The sequence below is a fragment of the Roseateles sp. GW823-FHT07B05 genome, assembly GCF_058794515.1.
In genome coordinates this window covers 107506-127724 of record NZ_JBXAGX010000014.1, presented here as the reverse complement: position 1 = coordinate 127724, position 20219 = coordinate 107506, and the positions used below count along the sequence as shown (strand labels likewise).

Annotated in this window: 18 protein-coding genes; 1 reads left to right on the top strand and 17 read right to left on the bottom strand. The window is 70.0% G+C overall.

Annotation, left to right across the window (positions count from 1 at the left end):
- From AC1Q7O_RS23310 to tssK, 5 genes are all read right to left on the bottom strand, one after another.
- Positions 1-1227: serine/threonine protein kinase (locus tag AC1Q7O_RS23310; protein ID WP_492662754.1), on the bottom strand; the 1227-nt coding region annotated here is incomplete at its 3' end.
- Complete coding sequence (gene tagF / locus AC1Q7O_RS23305) at positions 1224-1943, bottom strand: type VI secretion system-associated protein TagF (RefSeq protein ID WP_492661198.1); 720 nt, start codon at positions 1941-1943, stop codon at positions 1224-1226. The genes AC1Q7O_RS23310 and tagF, both read right to left, overlap by 4 nt.
- Before the next feature lie 10 nt (positions 1944-1953).
- A complete protein-coding gene (tssM, locus tag AC1Q7O_RS23300) occupies positions 1954-5502 on the bottom strand; it encodes a type VI secretion system membrane subunit TssM (protein WP_492661197.1) in 3549 nt (1182 codons plus the stop codon).
- A gap of 15 nt (positions 5503-5517) precedes the next feature.
- A complete protein-coding gene (locus tag AC1Q7O_RS23295; RefSeq protein ID WP_492661196.1) occupies positions 5518-6822 on the bottom strand; it encodes a DotU family type VI secretion system protein in 1305 nt (434 codons plus the stop codon).
- Between the two features lie 68 nt (positions 6823-6890).
- Positions 6891-8228 carry a type VI secretion system baseplate subunit TssK gene (gene tssK, locus AC1Q7O_RS23290; protein ID WP_492661195.1) on the bottom strand — a complete coding sequence of 446 codons (1338 nt, stop codon included), beginning with the start codon at positions 8226-8228 and terminating at the stop codon, positions 6891-6893.
- 239 nt (positions 8229-8467) lie between these two features.
- Here tssK and AC1Q7O_RS23285 point away from each other — a divergent pair, with 239 nt between their 5' ends.
- A complete protein-coding gene (locus AC1Q7O_RS23285; protein WP_492661194.1) occupies positions 8468-9025 on the top strand; it encodes an OmpA family protein in 558 nt (185 codons plus the stop codon).
- A gap of 28 nt (positions 9026-9053) precedes the next feature.
- Here the strand turns inward: AC1Q7O_RS23285 and AC1Q7O_RS23280 are convergent, their stop codons facing one another.
- The 12 genes from AC1Q7O_RS23280 to AC1Q7O_RS23225 form a co-directional block, all read right to left on the bottom strand.
- Positions 9054-9842 (bottom strand): PP2C family protein-serine/threonine phosphatase, encoded by a 789-nt coding sequence (locus AC1Q7O_RS23280; RefSeq protein ID WP_492661193.1) that lies wholly within the window; start codon positions 9840-9842, stop codon positions 9054-9056.
- The gene (tagH, locus tag AC1Q7O_RS23275) at positions 9839-11464 is read right to left on the bottom strand and encodes a type VI secretion system-associated FHA domain protein TagH (RefSeq protein WP_492661192.1); all 1626 of its coding nucleotides are present in this window, start codon (positions 11462-11464) and stop codon (positions 9839-9841) included. The genes AC1Q7O_RS23280 and tagH overlap by 4 nt, the downstream gene beginning before the upstream one ends.
- 88 nt (positions 11465-11552) lie before the next feature.
- A complete protein-coding gene (locus AC1Q7O_RS23270; RefSeq protein WP_492661191.1) occupies positions 11553-11942 on the bottom strand; it encodes a DUF4280 domain-containing protein in 390 nt (129 codons plus the stop codon).
- A gap of 28 nt (positions 11943-11970) precedes the next feature.
- On the bottom strand, positions 11971-12828 hold the full coding sequence (locus AC1Q7O_RS23265) for an ankyrin repeat domain-containing protein (protein WP_492661190.1): 858 nt from the start codon (positions 12826-12828) through the stop codon (positions 11971-11973).
- A gap of 25 nt (positions 12829-12853) precedes the next feature.
- Positions 12854-13528, bottom strand: coding sequence for an ankyrin repeat domain-containing protein (locus AC1Q7O_RS23260; protein ID WP_492661189.1), 675 nt, complete (start codon positions 13526-13528; stop codon positions 12854-12856).
- Positions 13529-13642: 114 nt separating this feature from the next.
- Positions 13643-13942: a hypothetical protein gene (locus AC1Q7O_RS23255; RefSeq protein WP_492661188.1), complete on the bottom strand. Its 300-nt coding sequence runs from the start codon at positions 13940-13942 to the stop codon at positions 13643-13645.
- 30 nt (positions 13943-13972) lie between these two features.
- A complete protein-coding gene (locus tag AC1Q7O_RS23250) occupies positions 13973-14824 on the bottom strand; it encodes an ankyrin repeat domain-containing protein (RefSeq protein WP_492662753.1) in 852 nt (283 codons plus the stop codon).
- 1 nt (position 14825) lies between these two features.
- The gene (locus AC1Q7O_RS23245) at positions 14826-15539 is read right to left on the bottom strand and encodes an ankyrin repeat domain-containing protein (protein ID WP_492661186.1); all 714 of its coding nucleotides are present in this window, start codon (positions 15537-15539) and stop codon (positions 14826-14828) included.
- A 98-nt stretch (positions 15540-15637) separates the two neighbouring features.
- Positions 15638-17125, bottom strand: coding sequence for a Tle-like phospholipase domain-containing protein (locus tag AC1Q7O_RS23240; protein ID WP_492661185.1), 1488 nt, complete (start codon positions 17123-17125; stop codon positions 15638-15640).
- Complete coding sequence (locus AC1Q7O_RS23235) at positions 17122-17508, bottom strand: hypothetical protein (protein ID WP_492661184.1); 387 nt, start codon at positions 17506-17508, stop codon at positions 17122-17124. The genes AC1Q7O_RS23240 and AC1Q7O_RS23235 overlap by 4 nt, the downstream gene beginning before the upstream one ends.
- A 60-nt stretch (positions 17509-17568) precedes the next feature.
- On the bottom strand, positions 17569-18108 hold the full coding sequence (locus tag AC1Q7O_RS23230; RefSeq protein WP_492661183.1) for a DUF4123 domain-containing protein: 540 nt from the start codon (positions 18106-18108) through the stop codon (positions 17569-17571).
- Positions 18109-18114: 6 nt separating this feature from the next.
- The gene (locus AC1Q7O_RS23225; RefSeq protein ID WP_492661182.1) at positions 18115-20190 is read right to left on the bottom strand and encodes a type VI secretion system Vgr family protein; all 2076 of its coding nucleotides are present in this window, start codon (positions 20188-20190) and stop codon (positions 18115-18117) included.
- Positions 20191-20219: the final 29 nt, after the last annotated feature.

The window sequence follows — 20219 nt, the reverse complement described above, 5'->3', positions numbered from 1 at the left end:
GCCCACTGCACCCGCGACCCGGCCTGGGCGCCGCCGTTCGAGATCGTCACCGAGCGCCGGCGCGGGCCGCACGGCGGAGGCCGTCGGTGCGGGGGCGGGCACACCGCCGTCCAGCCCGATCTGGCGCCGGAACTCGTCGATGTTCTGCGTGCGGTCCTCGGGCCTGACGCTGAGGCCGGCCATGACGGCCTGCAGCAGCCGCTGGCTGTGGCGCCCGGCAGGCAGCGAGGCCATGGACGTCAGCGGCACCAGCGTGTCGTTGAGCATGCGGCCCACGGCCGGCGGCGGCGTCTTGCCGGCGATGGCGTAGTACAGCACCGCGCACAGCGCGTAGATGTCGGTCCACGGGCCCTGGCGCATGTCGGGCACTTCGGCGTACTGTTCCAGCGGCGCGTAGCCGGGCTTGAGGATGACCGTCAGCGCCTGGGTCATGTCGCCGATGACGCGCCGCGCGGCGCCGAAGTCCAGCAGCAGCGGCCGCCCGCTGCCGGCCAGCAGCATGATGTTGTCGGGCGCGATGTCGCGGTGGTACCACTGCTCGCCGTGCACGACGCGCAGCGCCTCGGTCAGCGGGTCCAGCATGGCCATCAGCCAGTCCTCGCTGGGCAGGCCGTTGGCCATCAGCTCGTCCTTGAGCGTGCGGCCCTCGTAGAACGGCATGGCCATGTAGGCGGTGCCGTGCGCCTCCCAGTAGCGGTAGACCTTGACCAGCGACGGGTGGTCGAACTGCGCCAGCGTCTTGGCTTCCTTGATGAAGCTCTTCAGGCCCAGCTCGAAGGTCTCGCGGTAGCGCTCGGACTTGACGTAGACCTGGGTGCTGCTGCCGGCGCGCGAGGCCAGCGACGAGGGCATGTATTCCTTGACCGCGACGCGCCGCTCCAGCATGGAGTCCCAGGCCAGGTAGACGATGCCGAAGCCGCCCTCCCCCAGCACGCGCTGCAGCTCGAACTCGCCCAGCCGCGTGCCCGGCGGCAGCGCATTGCCGCCGCCACCGCTGGGCAGCGTCGCCGCAGGAGCCCGCGCCGGCGCGGGTGCCGGGGGGGGCGGCGGTGGCAGGCTGACGCGCGGCTCGAAGACGGTCTGATCCTCGCGCGGCTCGTAGATGGTGCGGTCCTCGCGCGGCTCCAGCCGGGTGGCGTCGGCGGCGGCGGGCAGGTGCGGGCGCCCGCCCGGCAGGATGCGGGTCTTGTCTTCTTCGTCGGGCGACAAGGGGTCGGCGGGCGTCATTGCGCAGAGCTTAACGGCAGGTCGGCCGCGGCCAGCCCCTGCAGGCCGAACAGCCGGCCCGGCAGGTCGTCGCCCAGCACGCCCGGCGTGCTCAGCAGGCACGGCCGCCAGGCCTCGGTGTGCGACCACCAGAACGCCTGCCCGGCCTGCTGCGCCAGCCAGGCCCGCCGCGCGAGCGCGTCCAGGCCCGTCGCGAGGTCGGCCGGCGGCCAGTCGGCGGCGAGATCGCCCTCGCCTGCCGCCACTTCAGGCACGACGGGCCAGCCGGCCAGCGGCACCTCGGCCAGAGCCGCCTGCAGCGCGTCGGGCTGCCATTCCTCGTCCAGCGCCTGGAAACCCAGCGCCTCCAGCGCGGCCAGCCGCTCCAGCAGCTCGCCCAGCGGCTGCGCCGGCAGGCTGCCCGGCGGCAGGCCCACGGCCAGCAGCAGCGGGAAGTAGCGCCCCACGGCGTCGACCGACGGCAGCAGCACGCCGGCGCAGTCCTGCCCGGCCAGCGCGCCGGGGCCGCTGCCGGCGGGCCAGACGAAGCGCCAGGCCGGGCTGTCCAGGTAGGCCTGCAGCCAGCCGGCGGCGTCGTCGGCGCGGCGCCGGGCCAGCCACTGGCTGATGGCCTCGTCGAAGGCGGCCTGCACGTCGGGCGGCAGGCCGCGGCCGACGAAATCGGCCTGGGCCGGCAGCTTGCCGAAGAAGCCCAGCCAGCGCGCCGGCGTCGTCATGCGGCCACCGTCACAGCGCGCCGGGGCAGCGGAACTGCTGCATCTCGCGCAGGCGGAAGGGGTTGAAGACCGTGCTGGCCGTCACCTCGAAGCGGGCACGCTTGCCGTCCAGGTTCACGGTGACCGAGAACTTCTCGGGCTGCGCGCCGGGCTGCACCTCGAAGCGGTCGAACATGCGGAACAGCGCCCACGGCCCCTCGAAGCTGGCCACCGCGCTGCCCAGGCTGAGCTTGAGCGTGGACGCCACGCGGCTGCTGGGCCAGCTCAGCGGCGCCGAGCTGCCGGCGCCGGCAAAGCGGCTGACCTGGCCGTCCCAGTCCAGCGTCACCTCCTTGACGCCGTCCGACACCTCCGCGAGGCGCATGTCCAGCCGGAAGCCGGGCGTCTTGCCGCCGCTGCGGAAGAACACCTCGCGGATGCGCGCGGCGCGCTGGAAGTCGGCCAGCGCCGCGGCGGCGGCCGGCTTGGCGCCGTCGGACAGCGGGCGGTAGCTCCACGGCGTGGTGCCGGTGTCCACCAGCGCGGCCAGGCGGCGGTCGAAGAACTCCTGCAGCTGCCCGCCCTGGCCGAACAGCTGGGCGAAGTCCTCGACCGGCACGTCGCCCTGGGCGCCGGCCGCGAACGGGTAGCGGCCGGCCACGCTGCGCTGGCAGAACTCGGTGATGGGCTTGAGGTCGCTGGTCAGCGTCTGGCGCTCGGCGTTGCGGCTCTGCGCCACGCCGGCGTCGGCCAGCGCCTCCAGCATGGAGCGGATGGGCTCGGGGTTGAGCCCGGCCTCGGCCTTGAGCCGCTCGGCCGTGCCGGTTGGCGGCGGCGGCGACTTGCTCTTCTGCGCAGCCTCCACGGCGGCCAGCTGCACATAGACCTCGTTGAACTTCTTCTGCACCTCGTCCAGCGGCGGCGGCGTACCTTCGACAAGGCGGCGCAGCGGCGCGAAGTGGTCGTCGACGAACTGCTCGGGCTTGGCCGTCGGGCCGCTGGGCGCGGCGTCGCCGGCGCCGATCAGCGCGGCGATCTCCTTCTTGGCGCTGGCGGCCTTCTCGTCGATCTTCTGCGCCAGGCTGGCCGCCGGGCCGCCGGAGTCGACCAGCGAAGTCTCCTTGGCCGCCGCGCGCACGTAGCGCATCAGCGGCGAGTCCGGCGCGGCCAGCGTGCGCGCGATCTGCACATTGCGCTCCAGCCCGCCCATGCGCACCAGGCGCACGTCGGCCAAGTAAGCGTCCCAGACCTTGATGTAGTCCTCCAGGTAGAGCCGGCGCACGGCCTGCGACACGGCATCCTGCCCGCCGATGCCGGCCACACCGCCCGGCAGGCTCAGCCGCGAGCGCTCCGGCGGCAGGCCCAGCACCCACACCTCCTCGGCCTGCAGCTGCGTGCCGGCGCGGGCCAGCGCGGCCTTGAAGCCCTTGTGATAGCCGTCGCGGGTGAACAGCCCCGGCACGCCCTTGGTCAGCGGCTCGCCGCTGGCGCGCTCGAACACCTGGGCGGCCGTGGAGCCGGCGGCGCTGACGACGCTGAAGTCGGGGATGTCCTCGCCCATGCGCTGGCGCTTGAGGCGGCCGTACAGGCGCACCTCGGTCGGGATCTGCGCCAGCATGTCGCGCACCGAGCCCACCAGCGCCGCGTCGCTGGCGGGCGCCTGCAGCGGCGCGCCCAGCGCCAGCAGCGCGTCCAGGTGCGCCTCCAGCTGCTGGCGCTGCTCGGCGGACAGCTGGCGGCCCTGGTTCTGCTCCCAGTCCAGCGCGATCCAAGCCTTCAGCGTGTCGGCGTCGAAGCGCTGCGGCGTGCGCAGCACCAGGTAGGCCTTCAGCGCCTCGTAGGCGAACTCCAGGTTGCTGCGGCTGGCGCTGCGCAGCAGTTCGTCGGTGCGCTGTGCCACGCGGGGCAGCAGCGCGTTCTGCAGCACGCGCTCGTAGGCGATGCGGGCGCCGGCGTCCAGCTTGTCGCCCTGGTACAGGCCCAGGCCGTGGCTCAGCGGCGGGTCCTGCAGCGACCAGCCCTGCGGCTGGGCCGCGTCGCGCAGCGCGTTGAGCGCATTCAGCAGACCGCCCAGGTCGGCACTGCCCGGCGGCGGCACGGCGGCCAGCGCCTGGCGCAGCGCCGGCAGCTTGTCGTCCACTGCCAGTGCGTAGCTCTTGTTGTGCAGCGCGCTGACGGTCCAGCCGGTCACCAGGCCCACGCCCACCAGCCCCAGCGCCGCGAAGCTGCCGGTGCGCAGCAGGCGCCGGGTGGCCTCGGCACGGCGGTTCAGGCCGGCGAGGCCGGCCTCGGCGAAGACCACGTCGCGCAGCACGCGCAGCAGGAAGAAGCTCTTGGGCGTGCCGGCCAGCGCCGGCAGCGGGCGCTCCACGCCGTAGCTGCGCGCCAGCGCGCCCATAACGCGGTCGATGGGCGTGCCTTCCTGCGTGCCGCTGGCGAAGTAGACGCCGCGCAGCAGCATGCGCTCCTCGAAGCCGCCGCCGCCGTCGAACACCTGGCCCAGCGTCTCCATCAACAGGCTGCGCACGCCGTCGAACTGCTGCGGGAACGCGAAGATGGCCGCGCGCCGCAGCGGCTGCGCTTCGGTCTGCATGACCGGCACGACCTGCGCCTGCAGCCGCTGCGTCAGCGCGCCGATGCCGGCATTGACGGCGGTCAGCGCTGCAGCCACCTTGGCCTGCGGGTCCAGGTCCACCGTGAAGCCCAGCGCCTGCTCGCGCTCGTCGCGACCCAGCGGGCCGAAGGTCTCGTTGAAGCCGGCGATCAGGTCGGCCTTGGTGACCAGCACATACACCGGCAGCCGCAGGCCCAGTTGCTCGTTGAGCTCCTGCAACCGCGCGCGCAGGTGGGCGGCGTGGGCGGCGCGGGCGGCCTCGTTGCGCTGCAGCAGCTCGGGCACGCTGAGCGTCAGCAGCACGCCGTTGAGCGGCCGGCGCGGCCGATGGCGGCGCAGCAGTTTCAGGAAGTTCAGCCAGCCGGCGGCGTCCGCGGCCGCGTCGGACTGCTGCGTCGTGTAGCGGCCCGCCGTGTCGATGAGCACGGCCTGCTCGGTGAACCACCAGTCGCAGTTGCGCGTGCCGCCCACGCCCTGCACCGCGCCCTGCCCCAGCTTGGCGGCGAGCGGGAACGTCAGGCCGGAATGCTGCAGCGCCGTCGTCTTGCCCGAGCCGGGCGCGCCGATGAACATGTACCAGGGCAGGTCGTAGACCGACTGCCCGCGGTCCAGCCAGCTGCGCCCCGGGCGCTGGCGCAGCAGCTTGAGGGCCTCCTCGAAGCGCTGCTTCAGCACCGCCAGCTCGGCGGCGTCGGCGGCCGGCGTGGCGGCGGGCGCGGCCGGCTCCTGGGCGGCGGCCAGCGCGCGCTCGGCCTTGCGGGCCTGCCAGGCGCGCCAGCCCTCACGGCCGGCGAAGAAGGCGACGACGCCCAGGATGAGCAGCAGCCGCAGCCACGCGGGCGCCAGCGGCCGGACGTCGGCGATGGCCACCAGCGGGCCTATCCACCAGATGACAGCGCTCAGGCACAGCAGGCCCAGCACCATCAGCGTGAGGCGATGTCGGAAGAACCGGATCAGGGGTTGCATCAAAAACCTCTCAGCTCAGGACGCGGCCGGGACGAACAGCGTCACCTCGACGCGCCGGTTGCGGGCGCGGCCGGCGGGGGCTTCGTTGGTGTCGACGGGCTCGGCATCGGCCCGCCCCTCGGCGCGCACGCGGCCGGCGGCCAGCTTGGCGTCCAGCACCGCCTTGACGGCCTGGGCCCGCGCCTGCGACAGGTGCCAGTTGGACGGGAACTGCAGCGAGCGGATGGGCTGGCTGTCGGTGTGGCCCGTCACCAGCACCGGGCCGGGCACGTCGTTCAGCGCTTCCGTGATGCGGTCCAGCAGCGGGCGCACCCGGCTGGCGACGTCGGCACTGCCCGGGTCGAAGAAGCCATCGCCCTTGATCGTGATGATGGAGCGGTCAGCCAGGTCGCGCACCTCCACCAGACCCTGCGAGATCTCCGCGGCCAGGAAGGTCGCCAGCCGCGGCTTGGGGGCCGGTGGCGGGGGCGGAGGCGGCGTCGCGGCAGCCACCTTGGGCACGTCCAGCGCGCGCAGGTCGTCGAAGACCGGGTCGGAATTGGCGTTGGTCGCGAAGCGGAACACCGCGAACAGCAGCAGCAGCAGCCCCGCCACCACCGCGGCCACCACCCACACGGGCCAGCCGCCGCGCAGCACCTGTGCCGCGCCGGCGGCGGGCTGCCAGTGGGCGCTCAGGTCCTTGCCGGGCGCCACATCGGGCTGCGCCAGCTTCTCGGCCAGGCGCTGGCGCACCGTGTCCAGCTGGCCGCGGCCGTCGGGCAGCAGCCGGTAGCGCCCCTCGAAGCCGAAGGCCAGCGTGACGTACATCAGCTCCAGCAGCGCCCGGTTGCCGCGCACGTCCTCGGCCAGCTTGGACATCAGCAGGAACACCTTCTCGCCGCCGAAGGTCTCGTTGTGGAACTCCACCAGCAGGCTCTGCCCGGCCCACACGCCGGAGCCGCCCCAGGGCGTGCTGGACGCCGATTCGTCCAGCAGCGTGCACAGCACGTAGCGCGCCGCGATGACCTGCTCGTTGGGCACGCTGGCCGCGCGGGCGCGGGCCTCGAACTGCCGGATGCCGTCCGCCAGCCCCTGGCGCAGCGCACGCGGGTTGGCGTGGCTGACCGTGTTGCGGATGACCGGCGCCGCGTTCAGCAACGGCGCGGCAGCGGCCAGCAGCGGCTCCAGCCCGGCCTGCATGACGGCGTCCAGCGCCAGCGGCTCGGCCGCCGACTCCGGCAGCGGGGCCCGGGCCGCGCCGCCGCGCGCCATGCGCCCGGCCGACGGCTTGATGACGGTCTTCTCCGACGAATCGTCGGGCAACCCATCCTGGTTTGACATCTCTGCTCCCCCGAATCAGGCCAGTCGCGCACGTTCGCGCGGGCCGGATGCTAATGACCCCGGATGACCTACTGGCCGCGGATCGCCCAGAACTCCAGCTCCAGCCCCGGGAAGTCGCCGGCGATGTGCATGGCCAGGCCGCCCGAGCTTTCCAGCAGCTTCCACATCTCGTTGTGGCGCGTCTCCAGCTCGAAGTAGGTGTAGCCGGCGTGGTACGGGATCTGGCGCGGCGCCACCGGCAGCGCCCGCAGCGCGACGCCCGGCAGCTGCAGGTTGACGAGGTCGCGGATGCGCTCGACCGGGCCGATCTTGATCTGGTTCGGGAAGCGCGAGCGCAGGATCTCGCCCGGCAGCTGCGCCGCCACGGCCAGCACGAAGCTGGCCGTGCGCTGCAGCTCCACGTCCGGGATCAGCGCCACGCGCACGCCGTAGTTGCGGTCCTGCAGCTCGATGGGCAGCACGTTGCGCTCCAGCACGTCCGACAGCGCCTGGCGCAGCTCATCGATGACGCCGCGCAGCGTCAGCGCCAGGTCGTCGTGCACATAGTCGCCGAACGCCGGCGGGCGGCGCTTGCCGCGGAACGTGGCCAGGTCGCCCGCCAGGCCCAGCAGCGCCACGTAGAGCCGCTCGGGGTGCAGCAGCGTCAGCCGCGTCAGGTGGGCGAACACCGGCTCCCAGCGGTTGACCGTCTGCAGCAGCAGGAAATCGGCGATTTCGCCCAGGCCCGCGCGTCCCGGCTGCGCCATCAGCGCCGCCAGCGCCTCGCCGCGCTGGTGCAGCAGCCCCAGGATCTCGCGCAGGTAGCCCTCCGGCACGCCATGTGCCGGCGCATGCAGCAGCGGCGGGATGTATTGCGCGTCCAGCACCACGCGGTTGTCGGCCTGGCGCTCGATGACGCGCACCACGCCCAGCGTCGCGAACGCCTCGCCGGCGTCGCGCTCGCGCATCAGCCGCAGCTGCAACCGCCCCAGCTGCACCGGCGCGGCGCGGCCCATGGTGTTGCCGTCCTTGACGTCGGCCTCCGCGACGCGAAAGCGCGGCCCCGGCGCGGGCGGCTCGTCCTCGGCATCGGTCTCGGCCAGGCCCTCTCTCTGCAGCGGCAGCGCGAGCACGAACAGCTCGGAGCGCGCATCGGCCGGCACATCGATGGCCGCCGGCAGCGGGTCGTCGCCCGGCATGACGAAAGGCGTGCCGTCCGGCATCAGCCCGCTCGCGGCCCGCAGGGCCAGCTTGCCCATGGCCAGCGCCGCCTGGTCCACCTCCAGCGCCCGGAAGCCCCAGCCATGGCCCGCCTGGGCCGTCTGCCGCTGGCGCATCTGCCACTGCAGATGCCTATCGTGCTGCTGGAAGTGCTGCGGCTGGAGAAACATGCCCTCCGACCAGACCACCCTGTTGTTCCACGTCATGGATAGTTGTCCCGCAAATAAGCGCTCGAAGACGGCAGGTGCGGCCTCCCCTCCCGGCCACCCCGGCATGACACATCAATCACCGGCCGGCTTCGCCCCCAAAATCGGGGATGACCGGCCTTGCATCCAGGCCCGTGGGTGCGAAAATCCGTGAAATGCTGCGCGCTCAGTGTAACGACGCGTCGGCCATCCGCAGTTGCTGTACGCCGCCCGTTCAGGCCGGCTTTTGGGGGTTGGAAATGGTCAAGAACATCCGCACTTTCGCGATCACGGGCGTCGTCGCTGCGCTCGCTCTGGCCGGCAACACGGCAGCCTGGGCCCAGTCGGCCGGCACCGATGGCCGCGTGGTCGACGTCGGCAACGGCGTGCTGGACGCCGAGACCGTCAAGGAAGGCCTGTTCCCGCAGGAGCATTGCGAAGAGCTGCGCAAGAACGGCTTCAAGTGCATGGGTGTGAAACCCACGGTCACGTTCTCGCTGCCCGCCGTCGCGTTCGCCTTCGGCTCGGCCGTGCTGCCGCAGTCGCTGATGCGCCAGCTGGATGTCTTCGCCGAGGTGCTGAGCGCCAACCGCACGCTGCCCTACACGATCCGCATCGTCGGCCACGCCGACGCATCCGGCACCGAGGAAGGCAACCGCGTGCTGTCGCAGCGCCGCGCCGAGGAAGTGCGCCGCTACCTGGTGTCCAAGGGCGCGGACGGCGGCAAGCTGGACGTGGCCGGCGTGGGTTCCAAGGACCTGCTCAAGCCCGACACGCCCACCTCCGCCGACAACCGCCGCGTGACGCTGGGCCGCTGAGCGGCGCTCCGCCGGCCGCGCGCGCCGCTCAGCGCGGTGCCGGGCTGGCCCACAGCGTGATCGCGCTGTAGTTGTCGTGCCGCGGCTTGCCGGCCACTGCAGCCAGCAACTGCTGCTCCAGCCCGTCCAGCCATTCCTGCGGGTTGTCGGCGTCTTGCAGGCTCTGCTGCAGGACCTCGGGCGACAGGTACTCCCAGAACCCGTCGGTGCACAGCAGGAAGGCGTCACCCACCTCGATGCGCCAGGGCGCGGCCGACACGCCGGCCACCAGGTCCTCGGGCGCCGAACCCAGCGCGCAGTACAGCTCGCTGCGCTGGGGATGCCCATCGACCTCGTCCTCCTGCAGCCGCCCGGCCTCGATCAGCGCCTGCACGGTGCTGTGGTCCAGCGTGCGCTGGGCCAGCTGGCCGTAGCGGAACAGGTACAGCCGTGAATCGCCCACGTGGCCCCAGGTCGCCGCCATCGTGGCCATGTCGACGAACAGCCCCACGACGGTGGTGTGCATCTGCGCCTGCCCCGGCGCATCGGCGCGGCGGCGGCGGATCTCCTCGCTGGCCGCCCGCAGCGCCGGCTCGATGCCGCCCACCTCGTCCAGTTCACCGCGCGCGTAACGCTCGATGAGGTATTGCACGGCCAGCCGCGAGGCGACGTCGCCGCCGCCATGCCCCCCTGCGCCGTCCGCGACCACGCAGGCCAGCCGGTGGCCGTCGTTCCAGTGGGCGCAGGCATCCTCGTTGCTGCTGCGCCCGCCGACCCGGCTCAGGATGCCGAGTTCGAACTGGATGGGACGGTCCTCAGGCTGGGGGGCTTCGGTCACGGCGCGCTCCGATGCAACTCGTCGATGTACTGTTCGTAGGCCCGCAGGAAGGCGCGGCCGAAGAGTTCCTGGAAATCATCCGACGCTTCGCCGCGCAGCTGCTGGAAGAGTTCGTTGAACAGTTCCCACAGACGCGCCTTGCGGCTGGCCGGCAGCAGGCTGCCCAGCACGCCGGGCGGGCTGAGGCGGGATTCCAGCTGCGCCGGCTCGAAGCGCGCCAGCACGCCCTCCAGCGCCGCCTTCATGCCGGCCATGACGCCGAACTGGTGGGCGCGCAGGTCCTCGAAGGCATCGCGCATCGCCGGCAGCGGCGGCATGAAGCCGCGTGTGGGCTGGCCCAGCAAGTGGCGCAGCGCGACATCGGCACTGGGCGAGAACTTGAGCGGGTTGTTCTCGGCGGCCGCGATGATGGTCACTTCAGCGCGGACCTCGCGCTTGAGCGCGGCGCGGGCCACCAGCAGGTCGATGCTGCCCTGCACCGACTCGCGCACCAGGCCGCCCAGCAACTCCATCAGCACGGGGCTGAGCTGCAGGTCCAGCGACTCGTCCACACCCAGGCCACGGCGCAGCGCGGCGAGCAGTTCCGCCCCGCCCGCGCCGACCTCGGCGACGGCAGGCGCGCGCGCGACGGGCGCCTCGACCGGCCGGGCGGCTTCGGGCGTCGACGGCCCGGCCGGCGACCGGGGCACCACCGGCCGCACGATGGTGCGCACGCCGCTGGCGCTGGCGTCGTCGCCCCAGGCCAGGCCCAGGTCGGCCGGTGGCGGGGCCGGCGGCACGGGGCTGGTAGCGTGCATGCGCGCCGCCGGAGCGGTACGCGGGAGAGGCATGGGCGAGTAGAGATCGGAGCCGCGGTCGGCCTCGCTGGCGGACGGCACGGGTGCGGCCAGACCGAAGGCGCGCAGCGGGTCGGCGTCGGCCATGGTGTTGGGGGCGGACGCGGGGCCGGACAGCGGCGAGCCGAACAGCGGGTCGCGGCCACCGCCCGCGGGAGACAGGCCGAACAGGCCGTCCAGCGAGGCCTCGGCGCGCCCGAGCGCGGGGCCGCCGACGTCACGCGGTGCCGGCGCCGGTGCGCCTGGCGGGGCGAAGGGATCCCAGTCGTCCGGGATCTGCCCGCCGGCCGGTGGCCCGGATGCGGCCGGCGCCCGCGGCGCGGGGGCGCTCCAGGGTGCGGCGGGGGCGGCCGGTGGCGGTGGCGGAGCGAAGGGGTTGGCGAAGGGGTCGCGCGCGCCGCCGGCAAGCGCGCCGGCGCCGAACAGCGCAGCGAAGGGATCGTCACGCGGCGCCGGCGGCGGTGGAGCCTGCACGGTAGCGTCGACGCGCAGCAGGTAGGCGCCGATCAGCAGTTCCTCACCGCCCCGCACCACCGCCTCCTGCCCCGGCGCGAGCAGGTTGCCGTTGATGCTGACGGGGTTGCTGCCGCGGTCGATCAGCAGGAACTGCCCGGCCCGGCACACCACCTCGACGTGAACGCGCGAGATGGTCTTCTCTGGGTCCGGCAACACCAGCGCGTTGGTGTTGGCCCGGCCGACGGTGCCGCCGGCGGGGCCGAAGCTGGCGGAGAGGGGCGCACCGGCATAGGCGGCGCCGTTGAACTGGGTGACGGTGAGGGTGATCATTCAAACCAGCGGAGTGGATCGCGGCAGGCCTCGCGACCGGACACGGGGAATGGCCGCGGGATGATCGCACGCAGGCCGTGCCGCTCCGTCACGGAATGATGTGTGTGGTCTGCCCCGGTGACACGACCTGGATGACACCGGCCCACACGCAGTTCAGCTTGCAGTTGCTGTTCAGGGCCGGCGCGTTGTCGAGCATGACGGTCGCCGAGCCCGGCACCCATGGCGCGGGCGTGTTGGGGATGCAGGGCATGGGCGTCAGCACGCCCATGGCCGCCGACGTGGCTGCAGCCACCGTGGGGTTGGCCAGGCTCTGGCACATGCCGAACGGCATGATGTTGAGCATGGGGACGTGATCCATGATGTTGGCCGCCGGCTGGTTGCCGGACATGGCCATGTGCACGGGCAGCACGACCATCACGCTGGGCGCCATGCCCATGGAGCACTGGAGCTGCGCGGTGTTGACGACTTGCAGGGGCATGGTGACTCTCCTTGGCGGCGCTGCCAGCCTACTCGGCGACGGGCAGGCCTTGCGCCTTCATCTGCTGGCGCATTTGCGCGGGGGGCGTGGCGGGGAAGCGGGCGCCGTGCTTTGCCATGGCGTCGCGCAGGCGCTCGAACTTGACGGCCAGCTCGGAGCCCGGTGGCTGCCGTGCCAGCGCGCGCTGCACACCCCAGGCCGGCGTCACGCCGTTGGTCATCGGCAGGTTGACGTCCGCGCCACGCTCGACAAGGTACAGCGCGACGTCCGGTCGGGCCGTGGAGATCGCCTCCGTCAGGGCCGTGCCTCCGATGCCATCTCGCTGGTTCACATCGGCGCCCCGGTCCAGCAGCAGCTTGACATGGGCGGGTGTGCCTGACGTGACTGCGCGCTGCAGCATCAGGTTCTCTCTGGGATGCGTGTGGTTGGGCGAGAGGCCGCCATCCAGCATGGCCGTCAGCAACTGCAGCTCGCGCGACTCGAACGCGGCGTTCAGCGGCGAGCCCAGGCCTTGAATCACTTGCTCGTCAGGCTGGGAGCCGAGCGCGATCAGCACAGAAACGGCGGGAAAGTTCTTGTTCGCAGTCACGAACCACAACAGCGTCGTCTGCTTGTTGCCCGGCACGTCCAACGGCAGTCCCTGCGCCAATTGGCGCACACGGCCGAAGTCGTGGGCCTGCAGTGCCTGGGCGACGTCGAGATAGCGGTCGGAAAAGATTTGCCCCATGTCGTCGGCCATGCTGAAACTGGTTGAGCTGAAGATGGCAAGAACTGCGGCCATCCACGACGCGCACGAACGGGCGGCGCCGTCGCCAGCGCGCCGGTTCGAGCGCGCCCTTTCGTCGGGCTCAAGCTCGCACTGGACACTGAAGGCATTCGAGCGCATCACACGACCTCATCAAGCCCAAGCGCTACTTCGTTGCAGGTTGACTTGGCAGGGCCGGCACCGCAAATCCCCTGTCCTTGAGCAGGCCCCAGACCTTGACCTTGTATTGATAGATCGGCGAATCGGGTGATGGAACCTTCCTGGCGAGGCTGCGGGTCAGCGGGTAGCGTGTCCGCTCCTGGTCAGGGTCGGCCCCCAGGTCCAGCAAACACCACACCACGTCCCAGTCACCAGCAACGGCGGCGTCTGATACGAGGGCGTCACCGGCGCGGGTCTTGGCATTGAGATCAGCGCCAAGGGACTTCAGATACCAGATCCGCTCGCAGTCACGGTCATTCATGAAACGCATGATGATCGGATCGTTATCAGGGCGTCTGGTGTTGGGGCTGCCGCTGGCGCTGAACACCGCACGCATGATTGCAGCACCCACGGGGTCACGGTAGTTCTCGACCGCCAGGCTCACGGCGCTGGCGCCGTCGGCAGCCCGCAGATTCGGATCGGCACCAGCACCCAGCAGGACCTGCACCGCTGCAGCGCGCCGGGCGTCGACAGCAATCATCAACGGCGTGACGCCCTTGGGCGATCGCGCATTGACTTCTGCGCCGGCGTCCAAGGCGCGCCGCACCGCCGTGGCGTCGTCGCGGCTGATGGCCGCTTCGAGTGGTCCGAGCTTGGCGTCTGTGAAATGGGTCTGAGTCATAGCGCGCCCTGCCTTAACGGTATCGACCAATCCCACCCAGCCCAATCCGAGCAGGATTCGGCGACGGACACCAGCGCTTTGCATCACCATGGATAAGGAATCCCAGCATCGTCATCAGCCGCACTTTCGCAGGAAGTCGCGCAAGGCCTTGCTGTCTTCATCGAAGCTGATTTCCATGAGCTCAAGCACACGGCTCATGCAGGGCCGCGCGAATTTGCAAAGAGTGACTTGACCGTCGACGGCTTCGAAGACGTCGACAAGGGAACTCACACGATTCTTGACGGGCTCCTCAGGGCGGCTCGCACTGGCTGGAACCCCGACACCCGATGGCTGGCTGCCAGATCGCCCAGCATGCTGAACGCCAAGTCCATAGAGCCATTTGAGCTCGGCGGTGCTGACGATTTGCAGCGGCATGGTGACTATCTCCTGCGCGGCAGCGCCAGCCTACTCCGCGACGGGCAGGCCCTGCGCCTTCATCTGTTGACGCATCTGCACCGGAGGCGTGGCAGGGAAGCGGGCGCCGCGTTTGGACATCGCTTCCTTCAGCCGGCCGAACTTGGCTGCCATCTCAGTTCCAGCGGCCAGATCCTCCAGCGCCAGCTGGACCGCCCAGGGCGGGGTTACGCCACGGCGCGTGGGCAGCGATACCTCCGCGCCTCTCTCAACGAGGTAGAGCGCCAGATCTGGCTGCATGGACGCGATAGCCTCGGACAACGCGGTGCCGCCGATGCTGTCGCGCTGGTTGATGTCGGCACCCCGGTCCAGCAGCAGCTTGACGTGAGCGGGCGTGCCTGACATCACCGCACGCTGCAGCATCGGCTTCTCGTTGGCGCGGGTGTGGTTGGGTGACAGGCCCCCATCGAGCAGGGCCGTGAGCAGCTGGAGCTCGCGCGACTCGAAGGCCGCGCCCAGCGGCGTTCCCAGCCCCTCGACGGGCTGCTCATCGGGCTTGGCGCCAAGCACCACCAGCACCGTCACGCCCGCAAAATTCTTGTTCGCGATGGCAAACCACAGCAGCGTCATGTGCTTGTTGCCCGGAACGTCCAGCGGCAGACCCTGCGCCAGTTGACGCACACGTGCGAAGTCCTGGGCCTGCAGCGCACGGGCGATGTCAAGGTAGCGGTCGGAAAAGCTGGAGTCCGCCGTCGTCACCATACCGCCCCCCGTCAGACCGGTAACGGCCAACGCGGCAATAAGCCCCCGCACCGCGAAGCCGATGGGCCTTTGCAGGAGAGGTGCGGCGCAGCCAGCCGGCCAGCAAAGGCCGCACGGAGAAGAAGCAAGGCTCTGTCCCATCTCACAGGCTGCAGGGCATTGCCACACCACGGCGTGCAAGCGCTGCGACCAGTTGCTTCCATTCGTCCACCAAGCCGGGCAAAGGATCACGCCCCCTCTTGCCGCCTTCGGTGGCACAAAACCACTCCAGCGCAGTTTTGGGTTTGGGGTTCTTGATGAAGCTTCCCGTGTGCGACGTCAAGGACAAGTCGATGCCCGCGTCGACCAGATACGCAGCGATCGCGAACTGGGTCCCCAAGGCATAGTGCAAAGCCGAACCACCGATGGGATTGACGTGATTGAGCCTGGCGCCCCGCTCAACCAGCAGTTTGACGATGGGAAAGTTATGCCCCTGAATGGCATCCATCAACAGTGACGTCCGGTGTTCGGGGTCCGCCGGAGAAAACCAGTTCGGCGTAATGCCGAAGTCGAAAAGCACCTTGACGACCTCCGGGTCCGCGTTGTCGCGGGCCACGGCGTAGTGAGGCACGTTGTCACCGCTCGCGACCAAGGAGACCGGGTCCGCCCCGGCTTGAAGCAGGCGGCGCAGGATTTCAGGGCGCCCCGTGCGAGCGCGCAACGCATAGTGGGTGAGCGTCATGCCCTGCTCGCCGACAGCGCGGACATTCGCACCCTGAGCCAGCAACCGGTCGATCGCCACGAAATCAGCAGCCTCCACGGCATGGGCTAGCTGCCGTACTGCCGGGTCAGAGAAGGTTTTTTCTACGGCGGACATGGTGGTTTTCTGGGGCGGGGTGGACGGTTGGACATTGCCAGGGTCACAGGCAATGAGCAAGCTGGCCAGACATAGCGCCAAGCTTGGCAGACAGCGCGTCATTTCATAGGGCCGATGTAGAGGCTGGTGGGCCCGGGTGCAGCGGTTTCGCTGATTAGCGTTTCGATGCTGTCAGCCTTGCGGTGCTCGAAACCGTCATTCAGGCGCAGGATGCTGTGCTGATCCTTCAGGCTGGAATCGCTGCCATCGGGGTTCTTGCTTGTCAGGCCACGCACCTCACCCAGCGCAGGCGGGATGTACCACTTGCCGCCGCTGAGTTGAAAGTTGTTCTGCGCCTCCTGTGTCGTGACGTTGAGCACCCGGTCGGTCATGTCCCGCACAAGACCCTGCGCTTCCTGTGGAAGCTTGCCGATGGCCCAGCCCTGAGGATCACTCATGCCCAGCTCCTTCGCGGCCCAGGTGTTCGCCTCAATCAGGCCGGCCCCGCCTTTCACCACGCCGAGCACCGCCTTCTGCATAGCCGGTGAGTTCTGCATGCCGGTCAGCGGGTCGCCATACCCTTTGCTTAGTCCACCTTCAGCCCGGTACTGAATGAACTTGCTGGACTCCTGCTGCAGGCTCTGCGCCGTCTGGCCCACGACGTTGGGGTGCAGGCCGGCGGAATTGAACATCTGGCCGCTGTAGCCGCCTGCCACACCGCAAGCCTGCGCCTTGCCGCCACCAAGGGAATGGCCCGTGACCTCGGCGTCGATGTCGTTCAGTCGCATGGACTTGCCGAGTTGGACGGCCGCGTCATATTGCTCATTCCTCAGACCCAGCGCCTGATCATGGTCAGCAAGTATGTCGCCCGGCTCACTGGTGGTTCCTCGAAAAGCCACCACCGTCTTTGGTGTGAAAGGGAAATCGGATGGCGCTTGGTAAACGACCGCCTTGGCCTTGGCTACCTGTTGCGGGTCCAGCCCCATCTCGTCGAGTTGCTGCGGCGTAGCGACCTTCCAAGGCTCCGGTGGCGACTTGTCGCTCCCCTGCTTCTCAGGGTCATACTGGTCGTACGTGTTGGCCGAGAGCTTGCCCAACTCGACGGCCTTCATGTCGTCCTGCAGCTGCTGTGCGGCGGCCTTTGCGCCCGGACTGGCAGAGGCCTTGCCCTGGTCGATAAGGGCCTGCCGACGTTTCATGCGGGCGATACGTTCTGCCCCAGGCTCCTTGTCCATGCAGGGGAGACACGGTTTTTTCACTGGCATGCTGGGCGAGAAGGTCTCCTTGATCGCCTTGCCCGCATTGGCGACACCGCCGATCACCTTCTGCGCCGTGTCGACGGCGGCAAGTGCCGCGCCGCCTCCGACCTTCGCGGTGACAACAACAGCTGCCTCGGTGCCGAGCAGCCCCATCGCCGCAACCTTGCGTGCGCCGGTAGCGGCCCAATCCGTGGACGTTTCCCAGGCAGCACTCCCCCAACGCGCTGCCGTGCCGGCGGCCGTGCTGGCGGCATCACCCAGCCGCTGCAAGTTCTGGCGCGCGGCATCGCCGCTCTTGTCCCACAGCGCCTTGAGCAGGCTTGGTGTTTCGTCGCCGGGTTGGCTCATGGCATTGGCCGCTGCCGTTGGCGCGCCTCGTCGACGATGCCACCGGCCAAGGCGCCTAGCACGGTGAAGCTGAAGTCCTGCAGGGCTTGCGCCTTGCTGTGTGCCGGCAGGTCCGAGCCGAGCACCTGACGCATGGCAGGAAGGCGCTCATCGAAGCCATCGCCCAGTTGGAACCCAGTGGCGACAAACAGCGCCGCGGACTGCTCATCGACGAGGCCCCAACGCTCCGCCCGCCTCGCCAGCGCAAGGATGCGCGAGTCCAGCGCAGCATCGTCCTGCCCCTCGGTGGCCATCGTGCAGTGCTCACGCAGAATGGGCCTGAGCCGCTCGACAAAGCGGGACTGTCCGAGCCTTCGCATCTGACGGTCAGAAAGATTCAGCATGGGAATTCCGATGCAGCACCGAATTGGCTGAGAAAGCTCTGCCAGCGTCGCGCACGGGCGTCACGCCTGCGCCATCGCCACCGTTGCCACGCGCGCCCACTGCCCCATCGCATCACGGTAGACCAGCGCCTCGAATGGCGCGAAAACCGGGCCGGTCAGTTCAGTGAGGCCGGCGCGCTGCAGGTCGTCGACGACGCGCGGGTCGTAGTAGCGGAAGAACAGCGGCTTGCCGTCGGCCGAGTAGACGACGTTGTACTTGCGCAGGTGGCGGTGCAGCACCGCAAAGTCGGGCGCGGCGGCCGGCTCGCCCGGTTCCGCCGGCGCCAGCCGCGGCACCAGCAGCATCGCGAGCTGCGCGTCCAGCAATTCCTCCACGCGCGCGGCGGTCGCGGCATCGGCCTTCACGATGCGGCCGAGGTAGCCGGCGGTGTCGGCCAGTTCGTCGCCCAGGTCGCCGGTCACCAGGCTCTGCAGGCGGTCGAACAAGTCCCGCGGGATGGCGGAGAAGCCTTGCTCGAAGCCGGCGCAGTCCAGCAACAGGTAGACGGGCCGCTCAGCGCCGACCTGCAGCGCGCCCCAGAGTTCGATGAAGCGTTGCATGCGCGCTCAGCCCTCGCAGATTTCGCAGAAGGGCGCCGACTTGGCGCGGGCCGACTTCAGCGCCGCGGCCTTGGGGCTGGCCTTGCGGGCCTCGGCCTTCTTGACCTGGATGGCCTTGTCGGTGCCGCCCTTGGAGTCGCGCGCCTTGTCGGCGGCGTCCGGCGAACCGGGCGAGGCGCCGCTGCCCGAGCCGGCGGCACCGCCCGAGTTCACCATCACCATGCTGCCCTTGATGAAGACGCCGCCGGAGTTGATGTCGATGAAGTTGCCGCCGACCTTCAGCGAGATCTGCGTGCCGCTCTCGATGATCACCGTGGTGCCGGACTTCAGGTGGATCTCGTTGCCGGCCTGGACGGCGAACTTGGGCCCGGTCTTGACCTCCCAGTTCTGCGACACCGCCAGGTGGTAGTTGCCGCCCACCTTGTTGACGTCGTCGCCGGTGATGTCGGTGTGCACGTTGGCGCCGTGCTTGGCCTTGGTGTCCTTGGTGACCTGCAGGTGGCTCTCGCCGCCGATGTACTCGGTGCGGTTGTTCTTGGAGAACAGCGTCTGGTCCTTCTCGGCGTGCAGGTAGACCTCTTCCTTGCCCTTGCTGTCCTCGAAGCTGAATTCGTTGAAGTTGGACGCGCCGCCGCCCTTGGTGCTGCGGCTCTTGAAGCCCCAGCGGGTCTTCTCGGCCGGCAGCGAGAAGGGCGTGCGGTTGGTGCCGTTGTAGAGGCTGCCGGTCACCAGCGGGCGGTCCGGGTCGCCCTCCAGGAACTCGACGATGACTTCCTGGCCGATGCGCGGCAGCGACAGCGCGCCGTAGGCATTGCCGGCCCAGATCTGCGCGACGCGGATCCAGCAGGAGTCCTTGTCCTTGCCGTCGCCCAGGCGGTCCCAGTGGAAGTGGACCTTGATGCGGCCGTGCTCGTCGACATGGATTTCGTCGCCGGGCGGGCCGACGACGAAGGCTGTCTGCGGGCCCTGCACGATGGGCCGCGGCGTGACACGGGCCGGGCGGAACGGCCGGCGCGCCGGCATGGCCTGGAAGCTGCAATGGAAGCTCAGCCCGGCGGCGCCTTCGCTGGCGTCGCCGGTGTCGTCCTCGCCGTGGATCTGCGTGCCGGTGACGAGCCAGTCCTGGCCGTTCTGGTCGCTGCGCGGGTGGTCCTTGATCTTGAACTCGCAGCCGGTGACGATGCCGCGCACATTGGCGCTGCCCTGCACGATCTCGTGGCCGGCCTGCAGTTCCTCCAGCCGCGCACGGGCGTAGCGCTTGCCGTCGCCGCCGGTCTCGTACTCGCCGGGGTAGTCGTACATCTCGCCGCCGCTGGCCGCGTGCTTGAACTGCTGGCGGTGCACGCTGTGCAGGTCGTCGCTGGGGCGCTTGAAGTTGAAGTCGCGCAGCGTGTAGGAGGCCGGCTCGATGCGCTGCGCGAACTGCCAGCTGGACACGGCCTCGCCGTCGACGCCGCCCTGGTGCGACGGGTTGAACTGCAGCGTCTCGAAGCCGGCGAACGGCTTGTGGGCGCTGGGGCTGTCCACCAGCGTCAGCGTGTGCTTGTCGGCCTCGTGCGTGAAGAAGAAGGTGATGCCCTCCTGCTCCATCAGCCGCATGACGAAGTTCAGGTCGGTCTCGCGGTACTGCACGCAGTACTCGCGTGGTTCGTAGCTGCCGGTCAGGCTGAGCTTGAACTGCGCATCACCGTAGTTGGTGAACACCTTCTTGATGATGTCCGGGATGCTCTCGGCCTGGAACAGGCGGCAATCGCTGTTGCGCGACAGCAGCCAGGTCCACGGGCGCAGCACCAGCCGGTAGTGGTGGAAGCGGCTGTTCTCGCGCTGGCCTTCGTACAGGAACTCGGCCACATGGCCGTTGAAGTGGCGCTCGCCACCGGCCGGCAGCTCGACGGCCACGTTGGCCAGCTCGCCGAGGATCTTGGCCGGGTCCAGGTCGGGGCGCAGGCTGACGGCTTCGACGGCGTACTCGAAGCCGGCGCTCAACGCCTCCTGCCCGCTGAAGGCGCGGAACCGCAGGTCCTTGCCGAAGACGGTGTCCAGGGAATAGACCGTGCCGGTCTGCGAAGTGAGGGTGGCCATGGCGTAGTGTGCGGCGGGGGCTCGTCGAA

Bases quoted from the DNA above. Each gene is read 5' to 3' on its own strand.
- AC1Q7O_RS23270 (WP_492661191.1), bottom strand. From the start codon at position 11,942: ATGCCCCTGCAAGTCGTCAACACCGCGCAGCTCCAGTGCTCCATGGGC.
- AC1Q7O_RS23240 (WP_492661185.1), bottom strand. From the start codon at position 17,125: ATGAGCCAACCCGGCGACGAAACACCAAGCCTGCTCAAGGCGCTGTGG.
- AC1Q7O_RS23250 (WP_492662753.1), bottom strand. From the start codon at position 14,824: ATGGGACAGAGCCTTGCTTCTTCTCCGTGCGGCCTTTGCTGGCCGGCT.
- AC1Q7O_RS23285 (WP_492661194.1), top strand. From the start codon at position 8,468: ATGGTCAAGAACATCCGCACTTTCGCGATCACGGGCGTCGTCGCTGCG.
- AC1Q7O_RS23265 (WP_492661190.1), bottom strand. From the start codon at position 12,828: ATGCGCTCGAATGCCTTCAGTGTCCAGTGCGAGCTTGAGCCCGACGAA.
- tssM (WP_492661197.1), bottom strand. From the start codon at position 5,502: ATGCAACCCCTGATCCGGTTCTTCCGACATCGCCTCACGCTGATGGTG.
- AC1Q7O_RS23230 (WP_492661183.1), bottom strand. From the start codon at position 18,108: ATGCAACGCTTCATCGAACTCTGGGGCGCGCTGCAGGTCGGCGCTGAG.
- tssK (WP_492661195.1), bottom strand. From the start codon at position 8,228: ATGACGTGGAACAACAGGGTGGTCTGGTCGGAGGGCATGTTTCTCCAG.
- AC1Q7O_RS23295 (WP_492661196.1), bottom strand. From the start codon at position 6,822: ATGTCAAACCAGGATGGGTTGCCCGACGATTCGTCGGAGAAGACCGTC.
- AC1Q7O_RS23235 (WP_492661184.1), bottom strand. From the start codon at position 17,508: ATGCTGAATCTTTCTGACCGTCAGATGCGAAGGCTCGGACAGTCCCGC.
- AC1Q7O_RS23245 (WP_492661186.1), bottom strand. From the start codon at position 15,539: ATGTCCGCCGTAGAAAAAACCTTCTCTGACCCGGCAGTACGGCAGCTA.
- AC1Q7O_RS23225 (WP_492661182.1), bottom strand. From the start codon at position 20,190: ATGGCCACCCTCACTTCGCAGACCGGCACGGTCTATTCCCTGGACACC.
- tagH (WP_492661192.1), bottom strand. From the start codon at position 11,464: ATGATCACCCTCACCGTCACCCAGTTCAACGGCGCCGCCTATGCCGGT.
- tagF (WP_492661198.1), bottom strand. From the start codon at position 1,943: ATGACGACGCCGGCGCGCTGGCTGGGCTTCTTCGGCAAGCTGCCGGCC.
- AC1Q7O_RS23255 (WP_492661188.1), bottom strand. From the start codon at position 13,942: ATGCCGCTGCAAATCGTCAGCACCGCCGAGCTCAAATGGCTCTATGGA.
- AC1Q7O_RS23260 (WP_492661189.1), bottom strand. From the start codon at position 13,528: ATGACTCAGACCCATTTCACAGACGCCAAGCTCGGACCACTCGAAGCG.